Annotated in this window: 13 protein-coding genes; 4 read left to right on the top strand and 9 right to left on the bottom strand. The window is 45.2% G+C overall.

From position 1 onward, the window contains the following. Positions 1 to 12: 12 nt before the first annotated feature. The 6 genes from J3L18_RS02865 to J3L18_RS02840 all read right to left on the bottom strand — a co-directional run bounded on the left by J3L18_RS02865 (position 13) and on the right by J3L18_RS02840 (position 5,933). Positions 13 to 3,102 carry a SusC/RagA family TonB-linked outer membrane protein gene (locus J3L18_RS02865; protein ID WP_129570599.1) on the bottom strand — a complete coding sequence of 1,030 codons (3,090 nt, stop codon included), beginning with the start codon at positions 3,100 to 3,102 and terminating at the stop codon, positions 13 to 15. Then, positions 3,099 to 3,272: a hypothetical protein gene (locus tag J3L18_RS02860; RefSeq protein WP_176844493.1), complete on the bottom strand. Its 174-nt coding sequence runs from the start codon at positions 3,270 to 3,272 to the stop codon at positions 3,099 to 3,101. The genes J3L18_RS02865 and J3L18_RS02860 overlap by 4 nt, the downstream gene beginning before the upstream one ends. Positions 3,273 to 3,465: 193 nt before the next feature. Further along, positions 3,466 to 4,605, bottom strand: coding sequence for a formylglycine-generating enzyme family protein (locus J3L18_RS02855; RefSeq protein WP_129570600.1), 1,140 nt, complete (start codon positions 4,603 to 4,605; stop codon positions 3,466 to 3,468). Further along, positions 4,605 to 5,570: a sterol desaturase family protein gene (locus J3L18_RS02850; protein WP_091169857.1), complete on the bottom strand. Its 966-nt coding sequence runs from the start codon at positions 5,568 to 5,570 to the stop codon at positions 4,605 to 4,607. The genes J3L18_RS02855 and J3L18_RS02850 overlap by 1 nt, the downstream gene beginning before the upstream one ends. Then, a complete protein-coding gene (locus tag J3L18_RS02845) occupies positions 5,563 to 5,760 on the bottom strand; it encodes a hypothetical protein (RefSeq protein ID WP_091169859.1) in 198 nt (65 codons plus the stop codon). Before J3L18_RS02845 ends, J3L18_RS02850 begins: the two co-directional genes overlap by 8 nt. Beyond that, positions 5,757 to 5,933: a hypothetical protein gene (locus J3L18_RS02840; RefSeq protein ID WP_176844494.1), complete on the bottom strand. Its 177-nt coding sequence runs from the start codon at positions 5,931 to 5,933 to the stop codon at positions 5,757 to 5,759. Before J3L18_RS02840 ends, J3L18_RS02845 begins: the two co-directional genes overlap by 4 nt. A 385-nt stretch (positions 5,934 to 6,318) precedes the next feature. Between J3L18_RS02840 and J3L18_RS02835 the strand changes: the two genes are divergently transcribed. Continuing rightward, positions 6,319 to 6,552, top strand: coding sequence for a hypothetical protein (locus tag J3L18_RS02835; RefSeq protein WP_129570601.1), 234 nt, complete (start codon positions 6,319 to 6,321; stop codon positions 6,550 to 6,552). Positions 6,553 to 7,115: 563 nt separating this feature from the next. On the opposite strand, the gene arsA is transcribed toward J3L18_RS02835, so the two are convergent. Beyond that, on the bottom strand, positions 7,116 to 8,903 hold the full coding sequence (gene arsA / locus J3L18_RS02830) for an arsenical pump-driving ATPase (protein ID WP_129570602.1): 1,788 nt from the start codon (positions 8,901 to 8,903) through the stop codon (positions 7,116 to 7,118). A 1,412-nt stretch (positions 8,904 to 10,315) separates the two neighbouring features. On the opposite strand from arsA, the gene J3L18_RS02825 reads away from it, so the two are divergent. From J3L18_RS02825 to J3L18_RS02815, 3 genes are all read left to right on the top strand, one after another. Beyond that, positions 10,316 to 11,626 carry an NAD-dependent succinate-semialdehyde dehydrogenase gene (locus J3L18_RS02825; RefSeq protein WP_311086352.1) on the top strand — a complete coding sequence of 437 codons (1,311 nt, stop codon included), beginning with the start codon at positions 10,316 to 10,318 and terminating at the stop codon, positions 11,624 to 11,626. Between the two features lie 106 nt (positions 11,627 to 11,732). Further along, on the top strand, positions 11,733 to 12,335 hold the full coding sequence (locus tag J3L18_RS02820) for an alcohol dehydrogenase catalytic domain-containing protein (protein WP_189549349.1): 603 nt from the start codon (positions 11,733 to 11,735) through the stop codon (positions 12,333 to 12,335). A 618-nt stretch (positions 12,336 to 12,953) separates the two neighbouring features. After that, the gene (locus tag J3L18_RS02815; protein ID WP_208102514.1) at positions 12,954 to 13,400 is read left to right on the top strand and encodes a carboxymuconolactone decarboxylase family protein; all 447 of its coding nucleotides are present in this window, start codon (positions 12,954 to 12,956) and stop codon (positions 13,398 to 13,400) included. Positions 13,401 to 13,748: 348 nt separating this feature from the next. On the opposite strand, the gene J3L18_RS02810 is transcribed toward J3L18_RS02815, so the two are convergent. Further along, positions 13,749 to 14,753: an NADP-dependent oxidoreductase gene (locus J3L18_RS02810; RefSeq protein WP_129570603.1), complete on the bottom strand. Its 1,005-nt coding sequence runs from the start codon at positions 14,751 to 14,753 to the stop codon at positions 13,749 to 13,751. A 38-nt stretch (positions 14,754 to 14,791) separates the two neighbouring features. After that, complete coding sequence (locus tag J3L18_RS02805) at positions 14,792 to 15,559, bottom strand: SDR family oxidoreductase (RefSeq protein ID WP_129570604.1); 768 nt, start codon at positions 15,557 to 15,559, stop codon at positions 14,792 to 14,794. Between the last annotated feature and the right edge of the window lie 2 nt (positions 15,560 to 15,561).

The raw sequence follows: 15,561 nt of genomic DNA, 5'->3' as shown, positions 1-15,561 counted from the left end.
AAGGTTTAGCCGTTACAGGGTAACCCCTATACCAACTATTACAGATTTATTGTTCGGGTAAGCACCGTTATCAACTCCTGATGTAATGGCCGATTGCTCATTGCTGCTTACTTCAGGGTCATAACCGGTGTATTTAGTCCAGGTTGCCAGGTTTTGGGCGCTCAGGTAGATCCTGACTTTCTTGATAGGCGACCTGGAAAGTACCGACTGCGGAAAAGTGTAACCCAAACCAAGGCTTTTAAGGCGCAGGTATGAGCCATTCTCCACAAATCTATCCGATATAGTTGGCGCAGGGTCCTGGTAAGCACTGTGCACATCGGTATTGGTGTTGGTTGGTGCCCAGCGGTTTAACAAAGTGGTAGTGGCATTGGTATAGCCTGTTCCTAATTCCAAAACACCTCTTTGCTGATTGTAGATCTTGTTGCCATATGATCCTTGTAAGAAAACACTTAAATCAAAGCCTTTGTAAGCGAATGTGTTGGTAATGCCTCCGGTAAACTTAGGCTGTGAGTTACCAAGGATAACCCTGTCACCAGCTTGTGTTATTTTACCATCTCCATTAATATCTCGGTAATTTTGACCTCCCGGCGAAGTATTGGCAGCCGGGGTAAGTACCGGTCCACCGGCCTGGATGAGGCCATTGGTTTTGTAACCGATAAATGAACCTATAGGTTCGCCAACTTTAATGATGGATGGTAGCGACGAATCTGGGATGAACTGGTTAACGCCGTTACCGCCAAGGCTCAGCACTTTATTACGGTTAACTGCAAATACCAGGTTGGTACTCCATACAAAACTGCCAACAATGTTGCGCGAGTTAATACCCAATTCAAAACCTTTGTTCTGCACCGAACCCACGTTTTCATACTGCTGCGGATTGGTAATAGCTGTGTTGGTAATGATAGTTAAACCGCTTGTTGCCGGCAAAGGCAGGTAAAGCAGCAGGTTGGTTGTTTTCTTATAATAAACATCGGCTGTTACAGTAACCCGGTCTTTAAACAAACCCAGGTCGAAGCCAAAATCATATTGACTGGTTTTTTCCCAGGTTAGGTTGGGATTGTATAAACTATTTGGCGCGAAACCTGCAACTGTAGAGTTACCAAAATTGTAGCGATAATAACCTAACTGCGAGTACGACTGGTAAGCCGGGATATCGCTGTTACCTGTTTGACCGGCACTCAACCTCAGTTTTAACTGGCTGATGGCTGTTACATTTTTCAGAAAATCTTCACTGGATGCATTCCATGCTATAGCAGCAGAAGGGAATGATGCCCATTGATGCCCCGGCGCAAACTTCGACGAACCATCAGCACGCAAGGTCAACGTTAACAGGTATTTGCTGTTAAAACCATAATTGATCCTGCCCAGGTATGATTTTAAAGCCCAGGTATTTGACGATGAGGATGGAGCGATTGCAAACCCACTGCCCGATACCGAAGTAACACTGCCCGAACCAAGGTTATTAAAGGTATCATAATCGCTCACAAAACCCGATGAACCGGTTATGGCGCCTTCGGCCTTAAACTGCTGTTGGGTAAAACCAGCTAAAACATTTAAAGAGTGTTTGCCAAATTTTTTGTTGTAGGTAAGCGTATTTTCGTTTAGCCAGTTAAATGAGTTTAGCGTACCAACCTCGCCAAGGCCTGAATAGCCCGAGCCTTCATAAACAGTAGAAGGCAGGTAGCGGTTTTGCTTATTGTCGATGATATCGACACCGGCCAATACTCTTGCGGTAAGGTTTTCGGTGATCTTATAATCACCTGCGATATTGCCTAAAATGCGGCTTGTGGTAGTTGTATTGGTTTGGTTATATAGCGTATTGATCGGGTTACCATAAGTGCCCTCAAATACGTTTTTGATAAAAAATGAACCATCGCTATTGTAAACCGGCGTGGTTGGCGTCATCAGCAAAATGGCTGGTACAACACCCTGGGGTGCAATTTGCGCGGTGGTGCGGCTTCCGGTAATGAATGACGAGATCTTGAACTTATCGTTATAATCGTGCTCTACATTTACCCTGCCTGCGTAACGCTCAAAGTTGGTATTTTGCAAGATCCCGTCCTGTTTAAAGTAATTGCCGGAAAAGGCAAGTCTTGTACGCTCGGTACCTGAAAATATCGAAAGGCTGTGATTTTGCGAAGTTCCCTTGCGGAAAGCCGCAGCCTGCCAGTCGGTATTGGCATTATATGGGTTTAGCTGCGCTTCTGTTTGGGCGGTTTTTCCGGTGTTCACCAAAGCATCGTTACGCAAAGCTTCCCATTGAGGGGTGTTAAGCAGCGACAAAGTTTTAATCACTTCCTGCTTACCGTAGCTGCCATCATAATTGATTGATGATACACCTGCTTTACCCTTTTTAGTGGTGATAATGATTACGCCATTGGCACCGCGTGTACCATAAATAGCTGTGGCCGAAGCATCCTTTAAAACCTCGATACTTTCAATGTCCGATGTATTGATAGAAGCCAGCGGGTTAATCTTTGGACCGTTGGTTACTCCCGCGTCGGTAAGCGAATTGCTGTTTGAAGTAGGGAAACCATCAATAATATACAGCGGTTCGGCAACCGCATTGATAGAGTTTACACCGCGGACCTGCACTGTTACACCTGCTCCCGGCTGCCCGGTGGCCTGTGTAACCTGGATGCCCGACACAGAGCCCTGCAAAGCCCTGTCGAGCGAAGGGACCGGCTGCTTCAAAGCAAGGGCGGGTACCGATGCTACCGAACCGGTGATGTCTTTACGTTTCTGTGAACCATATCCCACTACAACAACCTGATTTAGCTGAGTTTGAGCGTCTTTAAGTTTAATTTCAACCGGACTGCCATCAGCAATAAACTCTTTCTTTTCGTAACCGGTGAAAGTGATAATGAGTTTGTATGGAAATTTTTGGCCGGTAATAAAGCTGAATTTACCTTCAATGTCTGTTGAAACCACGTGCGTGGTACCCTGGATCTTAACCACAGCGCCTGGCAATGGTTCGCGGGTTGCGCTGTCAATTACACGGCCAACCAAATGCGAATTGATGGTAGGCTGGGTTTGCTGCGCTATGGTTAGCAACGGCAAGCCTATCAATAATAAAAATGTAATTAATAACAGTTTTTTCATGTCGACAGGTTGTTAAAGGTTAAAAACTCCGCCGGTTGATTGTCTGCGTAAAACAGCTTGTATAATTGGTGCGGATGAAAAGCATCCTCCATAAATTGCAGCGTAAAGGCTGCTGCCCGCCGGGCAAAAGGCAACGTATAGCCTTTTCCCGCCTTTGCAATATTTTGCATAGATTTGATTAATTAAAATGACACCATAAAACAGGCTCAACGCCAATCGATCCCTGTTTCGTTGTTTTGATCCGGAGGGAAAAGCAATGCTTTTCCCTTATTTGCAGTAGGTAAATATTATCGTTTCATGTTCCTTTCTGTTTGTGCCCGCCATTAAGCAGGCAGGTCAATTATTTAATTCGGGGTATTTAATTTAGTTACTAACACAACGGAAACCCAAATGCTCCATCCCGCTATCTTCGGTAGTTTTCATCCGGCGCGATACCCGGTAGCCAGAGCAATAGCTATCGTTACATAAAAATGACCCGCCACGTACCGCCCGTTTTATGGCATAAGGCTCATCCGGGTCGTACGATTTGGAAGCGCCCTTGGGGTTTTTCACGCTTGATGTACCCAATGTTTTGTAATAGTTATTGTTGTACAGATCGGCACACCATTCCCATACATTGCCGGCCATATCATACAATCCGTAGCCGTTTGGTTTAAACGAACTTACCGGGGCCAGATAATAGTATCTGTCTCGCTGGGTATTTTTGTAAGGAAAACTTCCTTCCCAGGTGTTGGCTTTTGGCTGTCCTTCGTTTATTTTTTCATTGCCCCATGGGTAGATTTTATCTTCCAGTCCTCCCCTTGCCGCCCGTTCCCATTCGGCTTCGGTTGGCAAGCGTTTTCCGGCCCATTTACTGTAGGCCACGGCATCGTACCATGATACCTGCACTACCGGGTAGTTTTCCTTGCCCTTGATATCACTGCCGGGACCATGGGGATGCTTCCAGTTGGCTCCCGTTTTCCAGGCCCACCATTGCGCGTACTCATTAAGATTAACCGGGTGCTCTGCCGGTACAAATACCAGCGACGCCGGTACCAGTAAACTATCGGCAGGCTTTTCGGTGCCTGGCGGCATTTGCCTTTTCAGTTCATCCCAATCAGGCTTGCGCTCGGCGGTGGTGACGTAGCCGGTAGCTTTAATAAACCGGGCAAACTCGGCATTGGTTACTTCGGTTTTATCTATCCAGAAGCCATCAACAGTAACATCGTGTTTCGGGTACTCATCGGGCTCGGCCTGTTGGTTATCTGCCCCCATCCTAAAAGTCCCGGCGGGTATCCAAACCATCCCCGCATGGTTGGCATGGGTGTTGCCAGTATCAGGCAGGATAAGCGCAGCACCGCTTAGCCCTGCTGTTTTAAACCTGCCTGGTAAATTCGATTCGCAGCAAACCTTCTTATTATTGCCCGGAACCCGGGCAATAGCAGCAATGGTCACCGGTTTTTCCTGCTGCCCGCACGCAGCAAGTAATATCGCCCCAAACAATATCAGTATTCTATTTTTCATTACACTTTTACCGGCTGTAACTGGAACTCTGCAACAGGTTGCTCCGCTTCGGCTTTGGCCAATGGATCAGGACGGTATAACTGGTGAGGCTGCAAAGGCACATCGTCCTTAACCATAGGGCCATCGGCAGCTAATTCACTTCCCTCAACTTTCGATTTAAAAATTGGCCAGGCCAGTTGCGCATACCATTGGTCGCCCCCATAGTGCGAAATACCGTAAGCTTTAGGATACTGGCGAGAGATGTGCGCTGTACCGAAAATGACATCCCACCAAAAAAACATATTGCCAAAGTTGCCTTTGTAATAACCCACGCCATCATCGGTAGTAGCTGCGTGGTGCGCGTGGTGTGTTGCTGGTGTTGATATGGTGCGCTCCAATATCCAGGCCAGCGGATGTAACACCTTATACTGATAAAAAGGTTTATCCCATGGGATGCTTGAATGCGCCAGCGTGGTGATAGTACCTTTAATACCTTTCACAACCAAAGCTGGGATTCCCAAACCCAGATAAACCAAAGCTGCGGTTAAATAAGTTTGCGAAAAGAACAGCGTGTAAATGATATTTTGCCTGCTGGCCATAGCCATGCCCATGTACGATGCCGAGTGGTGCGTTCGGTGGAAACGCCATAACCATGGCACTTGATGGTGCAGGCGGTGATACCAGTACTGGGTCAAATCGTCGGCCACAGCTATGATGGCGCATCCCCATAAAAATGGCACCCAATCAAACGTGTTTTTTAAAGCCGGTAACAAAGCTGGCAATACCAATAAACTATAGTAGGCTACCAAGGGCCTCACCACCAGTTTAGGAATTGTAAAACAGGCTATATCCACCCATTTTTCATTTTTATTCCAACGTTTTTTGTACAGGCCGAACGAAAATTCGAGTACGCCCAATACCAGCGTTAAAACGGAAAAACCGTAGCCGTTAAGGTTATCTATTACTTGTTTTATTTGCTCAATCATTGTCTTGCGAGTTCGTGGTTTTAGTTTTTACTGTGTTTTCCTGTTTATCCTGATGCCGCTTTTTTTCCCAAGGCCGCTGACCAGTAATGGCGAAAGTGCCAAACATGAGTGCGATAGGCAGTATGTACAGCAACAAGCTCAATGAAGCGTTTTTGATGATCTGCTTTTTGGTTGATTGTTCTAATTTCATGATACGTTGGTGTTTTGAGGTTGAACAATTTGCGCTGTCTTGGCCTTCGGCGCATTGTCGAGCAATTTGCGACCGAGCCACAGGCCTCCGAAGATGATAATGAAAGGGATAATGGTTACGATAATGCCCACCAATACCTTCTTCCCGATAAGGGAAACGTCGTTAAGCGTCATGATAAATCTGATTAAGTTATTATAGCATAGGCACCTTATAGCGGTCCGGATTACCGGTACAAGCACCTGTTAATTAAAAAGGATCAGAGCATCTGCCTATAAATAGCAGAATGAAAGGAAGGGAGAGAATCCCTGTATTGCTTTATTAACAGCAACAACAAGAAGGACAACAGCATGTAAAAGCAGAAGCAGTTAAATGTTGATTAGCAAAGCCGTATTTAAGTAAAAGTTCGGGTTGCATGGTGGTTGCTTTTAAACTGTTTTTTTGTAGTGATTTTGTTTACTGGCACAAATGTAGAAAAAGATTTGATAAATACTACAATTTCTATAGAAATTATATAATTAATTTGGCGATCAGTATTTCATATTACTGCATTTTGTATATTTGATTATAGCATTTGATGATCCGATAGTGAATGTTAATGATGTTGTTTTAAATGGTAGATTGAAAGTAAATATCAAAGGTATTGCTCCATATACCTTTGCAGACAATGCTCCGTTTCGAAAAGGGATGCAAATCAATGAGGCCAGCTATATATATTTTGGCTACCGGTTTTTTGACCAATACAAAACGGTTTGGGATTTTAACGAAAAGAAAATCTATGTACTGGAGAAATAACACTCTTTAACCTGCTATTAGTTTTCGAATTGCTGAAATCGTTTACAAAATCGGATATCAACTTCTATCATAGCCTTGTAAATTGATGATTTACAAGGTATTTTATTTCCAACCAGAGATAAAACAAAATACATTTAGTTATTGCAAAAGGATTCGTCTATTGTCGATATGACCGCGTGATAAGCAATAAAGGCCAGATTGGCCTGCCCCTGCATTTCAAACGTTTTGGCCAATCCCCCAATTATTACTTCAACAAATATGGTGTACGCCCGTCCAACGGCAAGCCCCCTGGCAGACGGGGAAAAGTATATGGTGATGAACCTGGAGATCAAAAAAAGATGGAAAGCATGGTAAAAAAACGGCGATCACTTCGGGAATCCCTATCTTTCTGAAAAAAAGGATACCGGCAAAAAAAAAGCCATCAGCAAGAGCATAGGATCGTGTTCCCGGAAACGATGATCGTCCCAGGCCGACAGGCCAATGAGTTCTATGGCCCGTTTTACGGCTACCGGCGTTAGCTTTTCATAGGCAATAATATACGCCTTTTATAGTCGGGGAAAAAATCAAATCGCCTGGACCACCGCGTCGTCATAGCGTGAAAGGATCGCCGGCAGCAATATTTCTTCCGCTATATATGGGATCTCAAACGTTCTTTTTGATAAATGAGCAGCAATATGATCAATGATAGGAACTTCAGCGGATGTCCGTTTTCTTAAAAGGGGATCTTTTAAATCGTTTACAGCTGAAAGACATTCATTAATAACCCAGGCATAGGGTACAATTCCGGCCCGTTGCAGATCTTTTTGAAGCGCTTCAGCTTCCCTCATGGGCGTTGTTTCCGGTAAGGCGACCAATAGAATCTTGGCAAAAACACCGTCTTGTAACATCATATACGGTGTGGTAATCTTGCTTGGACTTACAGCCATGTTTTTCATGATTTCCTTATGGTAGCTGCCGGTTGTATCCAGCAGTAGTAGTGTATGGCCTGTCGGCGCAGTATCCATCACCACAAACCGCCGCCTGGCACTTTGAATTGCTTTAGAAAAAGCATGAAATACAGCCACTTCTTCCGTGCAAGGCGACTGAAGGTCTTCACGCAGGAGTTTTTTACCTTCCTCATCCAAATGTTTCCCCTTTTGTGCGGCGATCTTATCGATATAATCCTTCGTTTCAATTTTCGGGTCGATCCGTTCAATGGTTAATTTTTCCGGGATGGCCGTTAACTGATCCATAAAGTCCCTGATATGTGCCGCCGGATCGGTCGTGGTTAAAAGAACGGGATGCCCCCGATGGGCCAGCATCGTTGCTATTGATGCTGCTACGATGGTTTTACCTACACCGCCTTTTCCCATGGTCATGATCAGGCCACTATCGCTATTTTTTTCCAGTTCATCAACTAATGCCTTCAAATCAGGCAGCAAATGACCAGCTTCCGTTAATTTTAAAAATTCAGCGGCTACGATTTTACTTTGGAGGTCCGTATCAAATACAGACCGTAGATTTTCCAGGCCCAGTACGTTATAAGGCAATAATGGATAATGCTCAGCAGCTAGGTTTTTTAATATCCCGGGCATCTCCAGCAATTCCCTTTCCGCTATTTTTTCCATTTTTAGCGCGGTAGTGTCCGTTTGGTCCCTTGCCTGAAATATTCCGTTGATCAATAAGCTTTGATTGGCCATCCCCAGGTCGATCAGATCCCGGCTTGTTTTGCCCGCTTCTTTCAATGATGCAGCGTCGGGCCGCGTTACCAGGAAAAAAGTAGTTTGCAAGGGATCTCTTAAACTGGACACTACCTTTTCATATCTTTCCCTACTACTTTTCAGGGCCGACGAAGGCCCGATGCAGGAAGCCCCGTTCGGGTTATTCCCAAGAAAATCATCCCAGGCGGCGGGTAATTCCAGAAGACGGATGGTATGCCCGGTCGGCGCAGTATCAAAAATGACGTTATCAAATATTTCTGAAAGACCTTCCCCGGTGATAAACCGGGAAAACTCATCAAAGGAAGCGATCTCCGTGGTACAGGCGCCAGAAAGCCCTTCTCTTATTTTGCTTATCTCATCAGCTGTAGCAATGGCTGCAAGCGGATCTATCACCCTTTTGCGGTAATCTTCTGCAGCAGTTTGGGGATCGATATTGACCGTGAACAGGAGATTTAGATCCTGATGCTGCGTTATTTGATCGCTAACGGGGGTGCCCAATACATCTTGCAGATTGGAAGCTGGATCCGTACTGATCAACAGCACCTTCTTACCCTTATCCGCCATGGCCACCGCAGTGGCGCAGGCCAGCGTAGTTTTACCTACGCCACCTTTTCCTGTAAAAAATAGAAATTTAAATCCCTGGGCAGTCATTTTAGCATTTACTGATTGTTGAATAATTAAAGTTACACTAACAGCACGAAAACAAGGTGATCGTTAACGGCCCATTTAATGATATTGGTCATTATCAGGTTTAATATTCCGGGGGGGGGGCAGACGCCAAGGGCTTCGCTCCAGCGGGCTCTGTAGGGTTCGCAAAATGCGAACACCTCATGCTTGAATTATAATCACACTTGAACAATAGATTATGTTCGGCCACCCAAGCGTACCTTAGATAGGTTGACGGTGAGCCCTCCTTTTTTGATATTTTATTTTATTTGATTTTGTTTTTTGAGTTATTCTTTGCCTAGCAGATAGAGTTTATATTCACGGCTGCATAAAACGGTTGCAGTTGCCACTGAAACCTAAATTATTTTTGCTTTTTTATACGCGTTGGTAAAGCCAGTTTTACTTATAGTGAGCGACTCATTGAGTAGGAAAAACGCATCGTTATAAAACATTGATTTTAAAGCTTATAATACCGGAGTTCATTCCCGCTCTGACTACAAAAGCAGCGTAAAATCGCTTAAAAGCCGTTAAATCAATGATTTAGGGGCTTTTTTCCATTTAGCTCACTGAGTGTGGTTGATTTGCTATTACATGAAAGTCGGAAATTATATTGAAAACCGATGTAAAACCCTTTGGGGTCCGGATCGAATTGGTATTTGGTGGCTTTTTCAGGGCTATTGTCGACGAAACTGGACCACATTGTTTTGTCCGATGTTCAATAGCTGCGGCGCCTTTTCCTACCTCTCGTTCCGGAAGGTTTTCCGCGCCTTTACGGATAATCTCGGTATTATTAAATTTGATGATTGTACCGCTATGGCAGCTGCAGGATATAATCAATATCCTTACGCCGGCCGCAAATTTGGTCCAGATGGCATATAATTCGGCATCCACCAGTTGCTCGTCAAACAGGCACCACGTTTCATCCGCTTCGTTGTCTATTTCTTCATGTTATTCAACTCCGATTCCGTTATTTTCCCCGGTAAGTGTCCGGTATTTTGTCTTTTCCTGACATGCTTAAATATTTAGGCATGGATGCAACGTGCAAGAAGTAAATATTGTCAGATAAACAGGTTACACGGTTGTTCCCAAAAATCATCCGGTTCAACCATTTGATGATCGAACAATTCATCTATCCGGTCCGAAAATTCTATCAGTTCCCTGCTCATGATCTATTGTTTAACAAGGCAAATTTTAGGAAAAACCACGCCGAAAGAAATGAGTATGCTCATTTCAAAAGTTGTTCTGTGTCATTTCTGCCGGCCAGCGAGTTTCTAATTTTGAAAGAGTATTTAAAATCAATCAAAATGGAAACAGCAGCGAAAACTTCGCCGATAAAAACGGTAAACCCTTTTAACAATGAACTGGTCAAATCTTTCGAAATGATGAGCGATGAGTAGATCGAATCAAAGATCGCGGTTGCCGATCATGCTTTTCAAACCTGGAAAAAAACGCCGATGGCGGATCGTGCGCAGCTTTTGCGCCGTGTGGCCCACTTGATGCGCGTTAAATCAGTTCAACTGGAAAAACTGGCCACACTGGAAATGGGAAAACTGGTAACGGAAAGCCGTGCGGAAGTGGGGCTTTGCGCTGCTATTTTTGATTATTATGCGGAGAACGGCGAAAAGTTCCTGGCCGATCAGCCGCTGGAAACCCCGCAGGGTTCAGCTTTCTTAAGTTTTGAGCCGATCGGGGTTTTATTAAGTATCCAGCCCTGGAATTTCCCTTTCTACCAGATCACCCGTTCCGCAGCGCCACACCTGATGGCAGGTAATACCATGCTGCTTAAACATGCTTCAAACGTACCACAATGCGCCCAGATCATGGAAGATATCTTCCTGGAAGCTGGTTTTCCCGCAGGTGTTTACCAGAACTTATTTATTCCCGGCAGCAAAATTGATGTTTTAGTAGCCGATAAGAGGATCAAAGGGGTAACGCTGACCGGGAGTGAGCCGGCAGGTTCTTCCATCGCCGCCGCTGCCGGAAAATATATCAAGAAATCTACGCTGGAATTAGGCGGCAGCGACGCTTTTGTCGTGCTGGACGATGCCGATGTGGAACAAGCCGCCGAGGCTGCCGTGCGTGGCCGTATGTGGAACGCCGGGCAGGTCTGCGTATCGCCGAAAAGGGTAATCGCAGAGGAAGGAATAGCCGACCTGTTCCTGGACAAAGTAAAGGCCAAATTCGCTGCTTTAAAGGTAGGTGACCCGATGGACGAACAAACCGATCTGGCCCCCCTCAGCAGCGAAAAAGCGGTCGAAGACGTGATCAAACAAGTACAAAAAGCGGTAGAACAGGGCGCGACCGTTTTAGCAGGCGGGCACCGCATTGATCGTCCTGGCGCATTTATGGAGCCTACGATCCTGACCGGTATACAGCCTGGAACTGCGGCGTATGAGGAAGAGATCTTTGGCCCCGTGTTTATGTTTTACAAAGTAAAGGACGAGCAGGCGGCAATTGACCTGGCCAATGCCACCGACTACGGTCTGGGCGGCAGCGTGTTCAGTTCGAATAATGAACGTGCGGTTAAGGTCGCCAGGCAGATCGATACGGGCATGGTCTATATCAACCATGTGACCGGAATCGCCCCTGAACTGCCTTTTGGCGGCACCAAACATTCCGGTTACGGCAGGGAGCAATCACAGGCTGCGATATACGAATTCGTCAACTCCAAACTGATCCGGGTGACTACGCCGGAAAGCGCCTATTAATTTAGCCCAGCCGTTTAATAAGAAAGCTCACAGTTTTGCCGGCTTTCTTATTGGATAAACCAGGACGTAATTTCAGTGCTGTCAAACCAACACGAATATAAAGTTTATGATACCCAAAAAAATGAAAGCCGCCGTCATTCATGGATTTGGAGAGCCGCTGCATATCGAAGAAATGCCCGTGAGGGAACCCGGTAAAAACGAGATCCTGATAAAGGTGATCGCCTGCGGTATTTGCCATACAGATCTGCATGCCTGCCAGGGCGACTGGCCGGCCAAAGCGAAAATGCCTTTAGTCCCCGGCCATAAAGCCATCGGCTACGTGGTTGCTTTGGGAAAAGGCGTCAATAAGATCAGGGAAGGCGATATCGTGGGTGTTCCCTGGCTTTACAGTGCCTGCGGCTGTTGCGACTACTGTTATACGGGCTGGGAAACCCTGTGCGAAACCCAACAAAATGGCGGCTACAGCGTTGACGGCGGATTTGCCGAATACGTCGTGGCTGACGCGCAGTATGTCGCGCATTTCCCTTCCCATATTAAATTTACAGAAATGGCTCCGATAATTTGTGCCGGGGTTACCGTTTATAAGGGATTAAAGCAAACAAAGGCCAAACCCGGGAATACTCAATGGCACAACGATCCGGGGCTCCATCGTCGGAACCCGCAAGGACATGGAAGAAGCCATCTCATTCGCGGTGGAAGGCAAGCTTAGGGCCACAGTCAAGAGAGATAGACCTGGACGAATTGCGGCTTCGTTCCCAGCTGAAATAATCATCTTATATTTATCCGGTAGCACTTCTCGCAATTATAAACAATTCAGTCCCTGTGCTGGATATTCCGGCATACTTAACCACCCTGTTTCGTGCTCATTAGAGCAGCGGGTTCTGTTAATAAATTTTAAATTTAAATATCTAAACCAAGAAGATAGCATGGTCAAAGCGTAATAGAACGCTCAGAACTCTTTTTCGGAATGCATTCGTCAATGGATGCGGAATATCCCCATGTTGTCTCGTCCTTATTTTATTTGTAGTTTTTGAGTGGTAATACTGGAATCAGTTTACACCGATACTACTTTTAATGCACGGATCAGCTGATTCGTGCATTTTCTTTTTCTGCCAAAAAAACAGCTTTATTAAGATGCTTCAGTTTGTCCTGATATTCAGCTCGTCAGTCCTCGGGCTTCATTTTTGATGGTCAGCTATCTGCCGGCAGGTTTGTATTAATAAAACCGAAATCACATCGGCCGCTGCTCTATAAATATTCGTTTGATACCACAGAAACGCTTTATCATGCATAGGAACAGAAAAGCACAGCCCCTAATTTTACTTCTATGGAAACCACATTTAACGTGCCCGGAAGAAACGAGGTTTCTGCGGCCAATCAAGCTATCTTCGATACATTGATTAAAGCAATAGGCTTCGTCCCTAACCTGTATGCAAACTTTGCGTACTCCGTTGATGCCCTGTCTGCGTTTTTAACAATTCAGGGAGCCAAAACCTCCCTTAACAATAAAGAAAAAGAGATCGTTAACCCGATCGTAAGCCAGGTTAATAACTGTGAATACTGCCTGAGTGCGCACAGCAAATTTGCAAAAATGAACGGGTTTACAGATGAGCAAATCATGGAAATACGAATCGGCCAGGCCTCCTTCGATCCTAAGTTTGAAGCCCTGGTAAAACTGGCAAAAGCATCTCTGAGAACAAAGGACATGCAGCTCCCGAAGCAGTTGATAACTTCCTTACCCAGGGGGTACACTAAAGGCAGCTCATCGATGTGATTTTATTGACCGACCTGAGGATCATCACCAACTATGTTTACGCCATGACCGATCCGCTGGCGGTTCCCGCGGTTTAGCTTCAAAACGGCTAACATCGCCTTCTCTTAATAAAAAAATCTTTTTTTATAACCTGAGGTACCCGCTATTTCCACGCCCAATGTAAGTGGCGTGGGTGACGGTACAGGAACAAGGGTCGCCGCGGCGGCGCATGGTATCCGAATAATTCAAGCCGATGGCTTCAATTTTAATCAGAACCTCTCCTTGTTTAGGTGATAAGTCGGGTACATCTTCGTAACAGAACTTCCGGCCCTCCGGTTTGGTGAAATCGTACTGCTTTCATTCTATTATCTATTTAATCTTAATAACCACTTTACCTTTCGCTCGCCCGGATTCCACATAGGCCAACGCTTCGTTGGTTTGTTCAATTGGAAATATTTTATCTATTACCGGTTTAATCACACCTGATTCTATCAGTGATGTAATTTTTGCCAGTTGATTGCCATCAGCCCGCATAAACAGGAACCGGAAACTGCTATTCGCCTTTTTTGCCTTTTTCTTTGCGCCGAAGCTCAATAATTTTGTCACCAATTTTAAATACCAGGGCAAGCCCAGTTCTTGTGCAAATTCCGGGGTTGGGGGACCAACCAATGAGATCAGTTGTCCGCCGGATCTCAAAATACGGAATGATTTTTCCAGCACCTTAGGATCCCGGTTGCTGTGTAATACCAGATCGTAATCTTTAAGTTTGGTTTCAAAATCTTCTGTTTTATAATCGATCACCAGGTCTGCACCCAGTTTTTTAACCCAATCAGTATTCGCTGAACTGGTGGTTGTGGCAACATAGGCCCCTAAATGCTTCGCCAGCTGAATGGCTAATGTACCCACACCACCTGAGCCTGCCTGAATGAAAACTTTTTGGCCTTTTTTTACATTCCCGATCTCAACAAGTGCCTGCCACGCGGTTAAGCCAACCAATGGAATGGAACCTGCTTCGTCCATAGTAAGGTTTTTAGGCTTTAAGGCTAAGTCGCCTTCATTTACAGCGATGTATTCCGCAAAAGTACCTATCCTGTGATCGCCCACTCTTGAATACACTTCATCGCCAATTTTGAACCGGCCGACGTTCGAACCAACTTTAGTTACCACACCTGCCAGATCATGGCCGTTTACAAATGGTGGCTTGTAGGGTAAAAACAATTTGAAGTCACCATTTTTTATAAGCGAATCCAACAAATTGACACCTGCCGAATGTATTTGTACCAACACCTCGTTTTCCTTTACCATTGGCTCAGGTAATTCGATGAGATGCAGTTTTTCCTTTTTGCCGTAGCTTTTGACTATAAATGCCCGCATGATCTTTTTTTAATTTATTTTTAGGATTGGAATGATTTCTATGATACTAACACCTGGTAACTTTTTTTAGGATTGACTAACCCGAAAGCCACTTTTGGAAAAAGCCGATTGATGAGATAAACTGCTTTGCTATCGCCGACCCGGATGGTCAACAGCTCTTTCTTTAAACCTTCGATGAGCGCTTTCGCCAGTTTTTCCGGGCTGATCTTTTTATCTGGCCGATCTGCCACCATATCGGTGTCTACCAGCGGTGGAAGCAACTCATACACTTTGACGGAGCTGCCGATCGCTTGCAGGTGTGCCCTTAAGGTTTTTGTATATGACGACAAGGCCGCTTTGGACGCGGAATAGGTAGCTTCTAACACGGAAGGTACCATACAGAGCAATGAAGTGGTATTAATGATCGCTGATTCGTGGCGTGAGTTAAGCATTTTCATAAATAAATTATTCAGGCGTATTACCCCAAAGTAATTCACTTCCATTTCATATACTGCCCCTTCGAGATGTTTATCATTCGCAACTCCCAGGTTTAATGGCGACACGCCAACCCCAGCGTTATTATAAAGTATGTCAATACCGCCTATTTGCTCGATCTCCTCGAAGAGTCTCTTTGCATCACTTTCATTGGATACATCACTTTGGAAGACCGTCATATCGGGATAGCTTCGTTTGACTGCATCGAGTTTAGTTTTATTGCGCCCGGTCACGATCACCCTTGCGCCTTGTTGCCGGAATTGTTTTGCCGCTTCCAACCCGATACCTGATGCACCGCCGGTGATCAATACCGTTTTTCCTTTGATTTGCATAA

It is taken from the genome of Mucilaginibacter gossypii, from assembly GCF_017569325.2.
Classification (GTDB): domain Bacteria; phylum Bacteroidota; class Bacteroidia; order Sphingobacteriales; family Sphingobacteriaceae; genus Mucilaginibacter; species Mucilaginibacter gossypii.
The sequence above is the reverse complement of the archived record's forward strand: the minus strand, read 5'-3'. Positions and strand labels throughout refer to the sequence as shown.

Bases quoted from the DNA above. Each gene is read 5' to 3' on its own strand.
- J3L18_RS02865 (WP_129570599.1), bottom strand. From the start codon at position 3,102: ATGAAAAAACTGTTATTAATTACATTTTTATTATTGATAGGCTTGCCG.
- J3L18_RS02860 (WP_176844493.1), bottom strand. From the start codon at position 3,272: ATGCAAAATATTGCAAAGGCGGGAAAAGGCTATACGTTGCCTTTTGCC.
- J3L18_RS02855 (WP_129570600.1), bottom strand. From the start codon at position 4,605: ATGAAAAATAGAATACTGATATTGTTTGGGGCGATATTACTTGCTGCG.
- J3L18_RS02850 (WP_091169857.1), bottom strand. From the start codon at position 5,570: ATGATTGAGCAAATAAAACAAGTAATAGATAACCTTAACGGCTACGGT.
- J3L18_RS02845 (WP_091169859.1), bottom strand. From the start codon at position 5,760: ATGAAATTAGAACAATCAACCAAAAAGCAGATCATCAAAAACGCTTCA.
- J3L18_RS02840 (WP_176844494.1), bottom strand. From the start codon at position 5,933: ATGACGCTTAACGACGTTTCCCTTATCGGGAAGAAGGTATTGGTGGGC.
- arsA (WP_129570602.1), bottom strand. From the start codon at position 8,903: ATGACTGCCCAGGGATTTAAATTTCTATTTTTTACAGGAAAAGGTGGC.
- J3L18_RS02820 (WP_189549349.1), top strand. From the start codon at position 11,733: ATGATACCCAAAAAAATGAAAGCCGCCGTCATTCATGGATTTGGAGAG.
- J3L18_RS02815 (WP_208102514.1), top strand. From the start codon at position 12,954: ATGGAAACCACATTTAACGTGCCCGGAAGAAACGAGGTTTCTGCGGCC.
- J3L18_RS02810 (WP_129570603.1), bottom strand. From the start codon at position 14,753: ATGCGGGCATTTATAGTCAAAAGCTACGGCAAAAAGGAAAAACTGCAT.
- J3L18_RS02805 (WP_129570604.1), bottom strand. From the start codon at position 15,559: ATGCAAATCAAAGGAAAAACGGTATTGATCACCGGCGGTGCATCAGGT.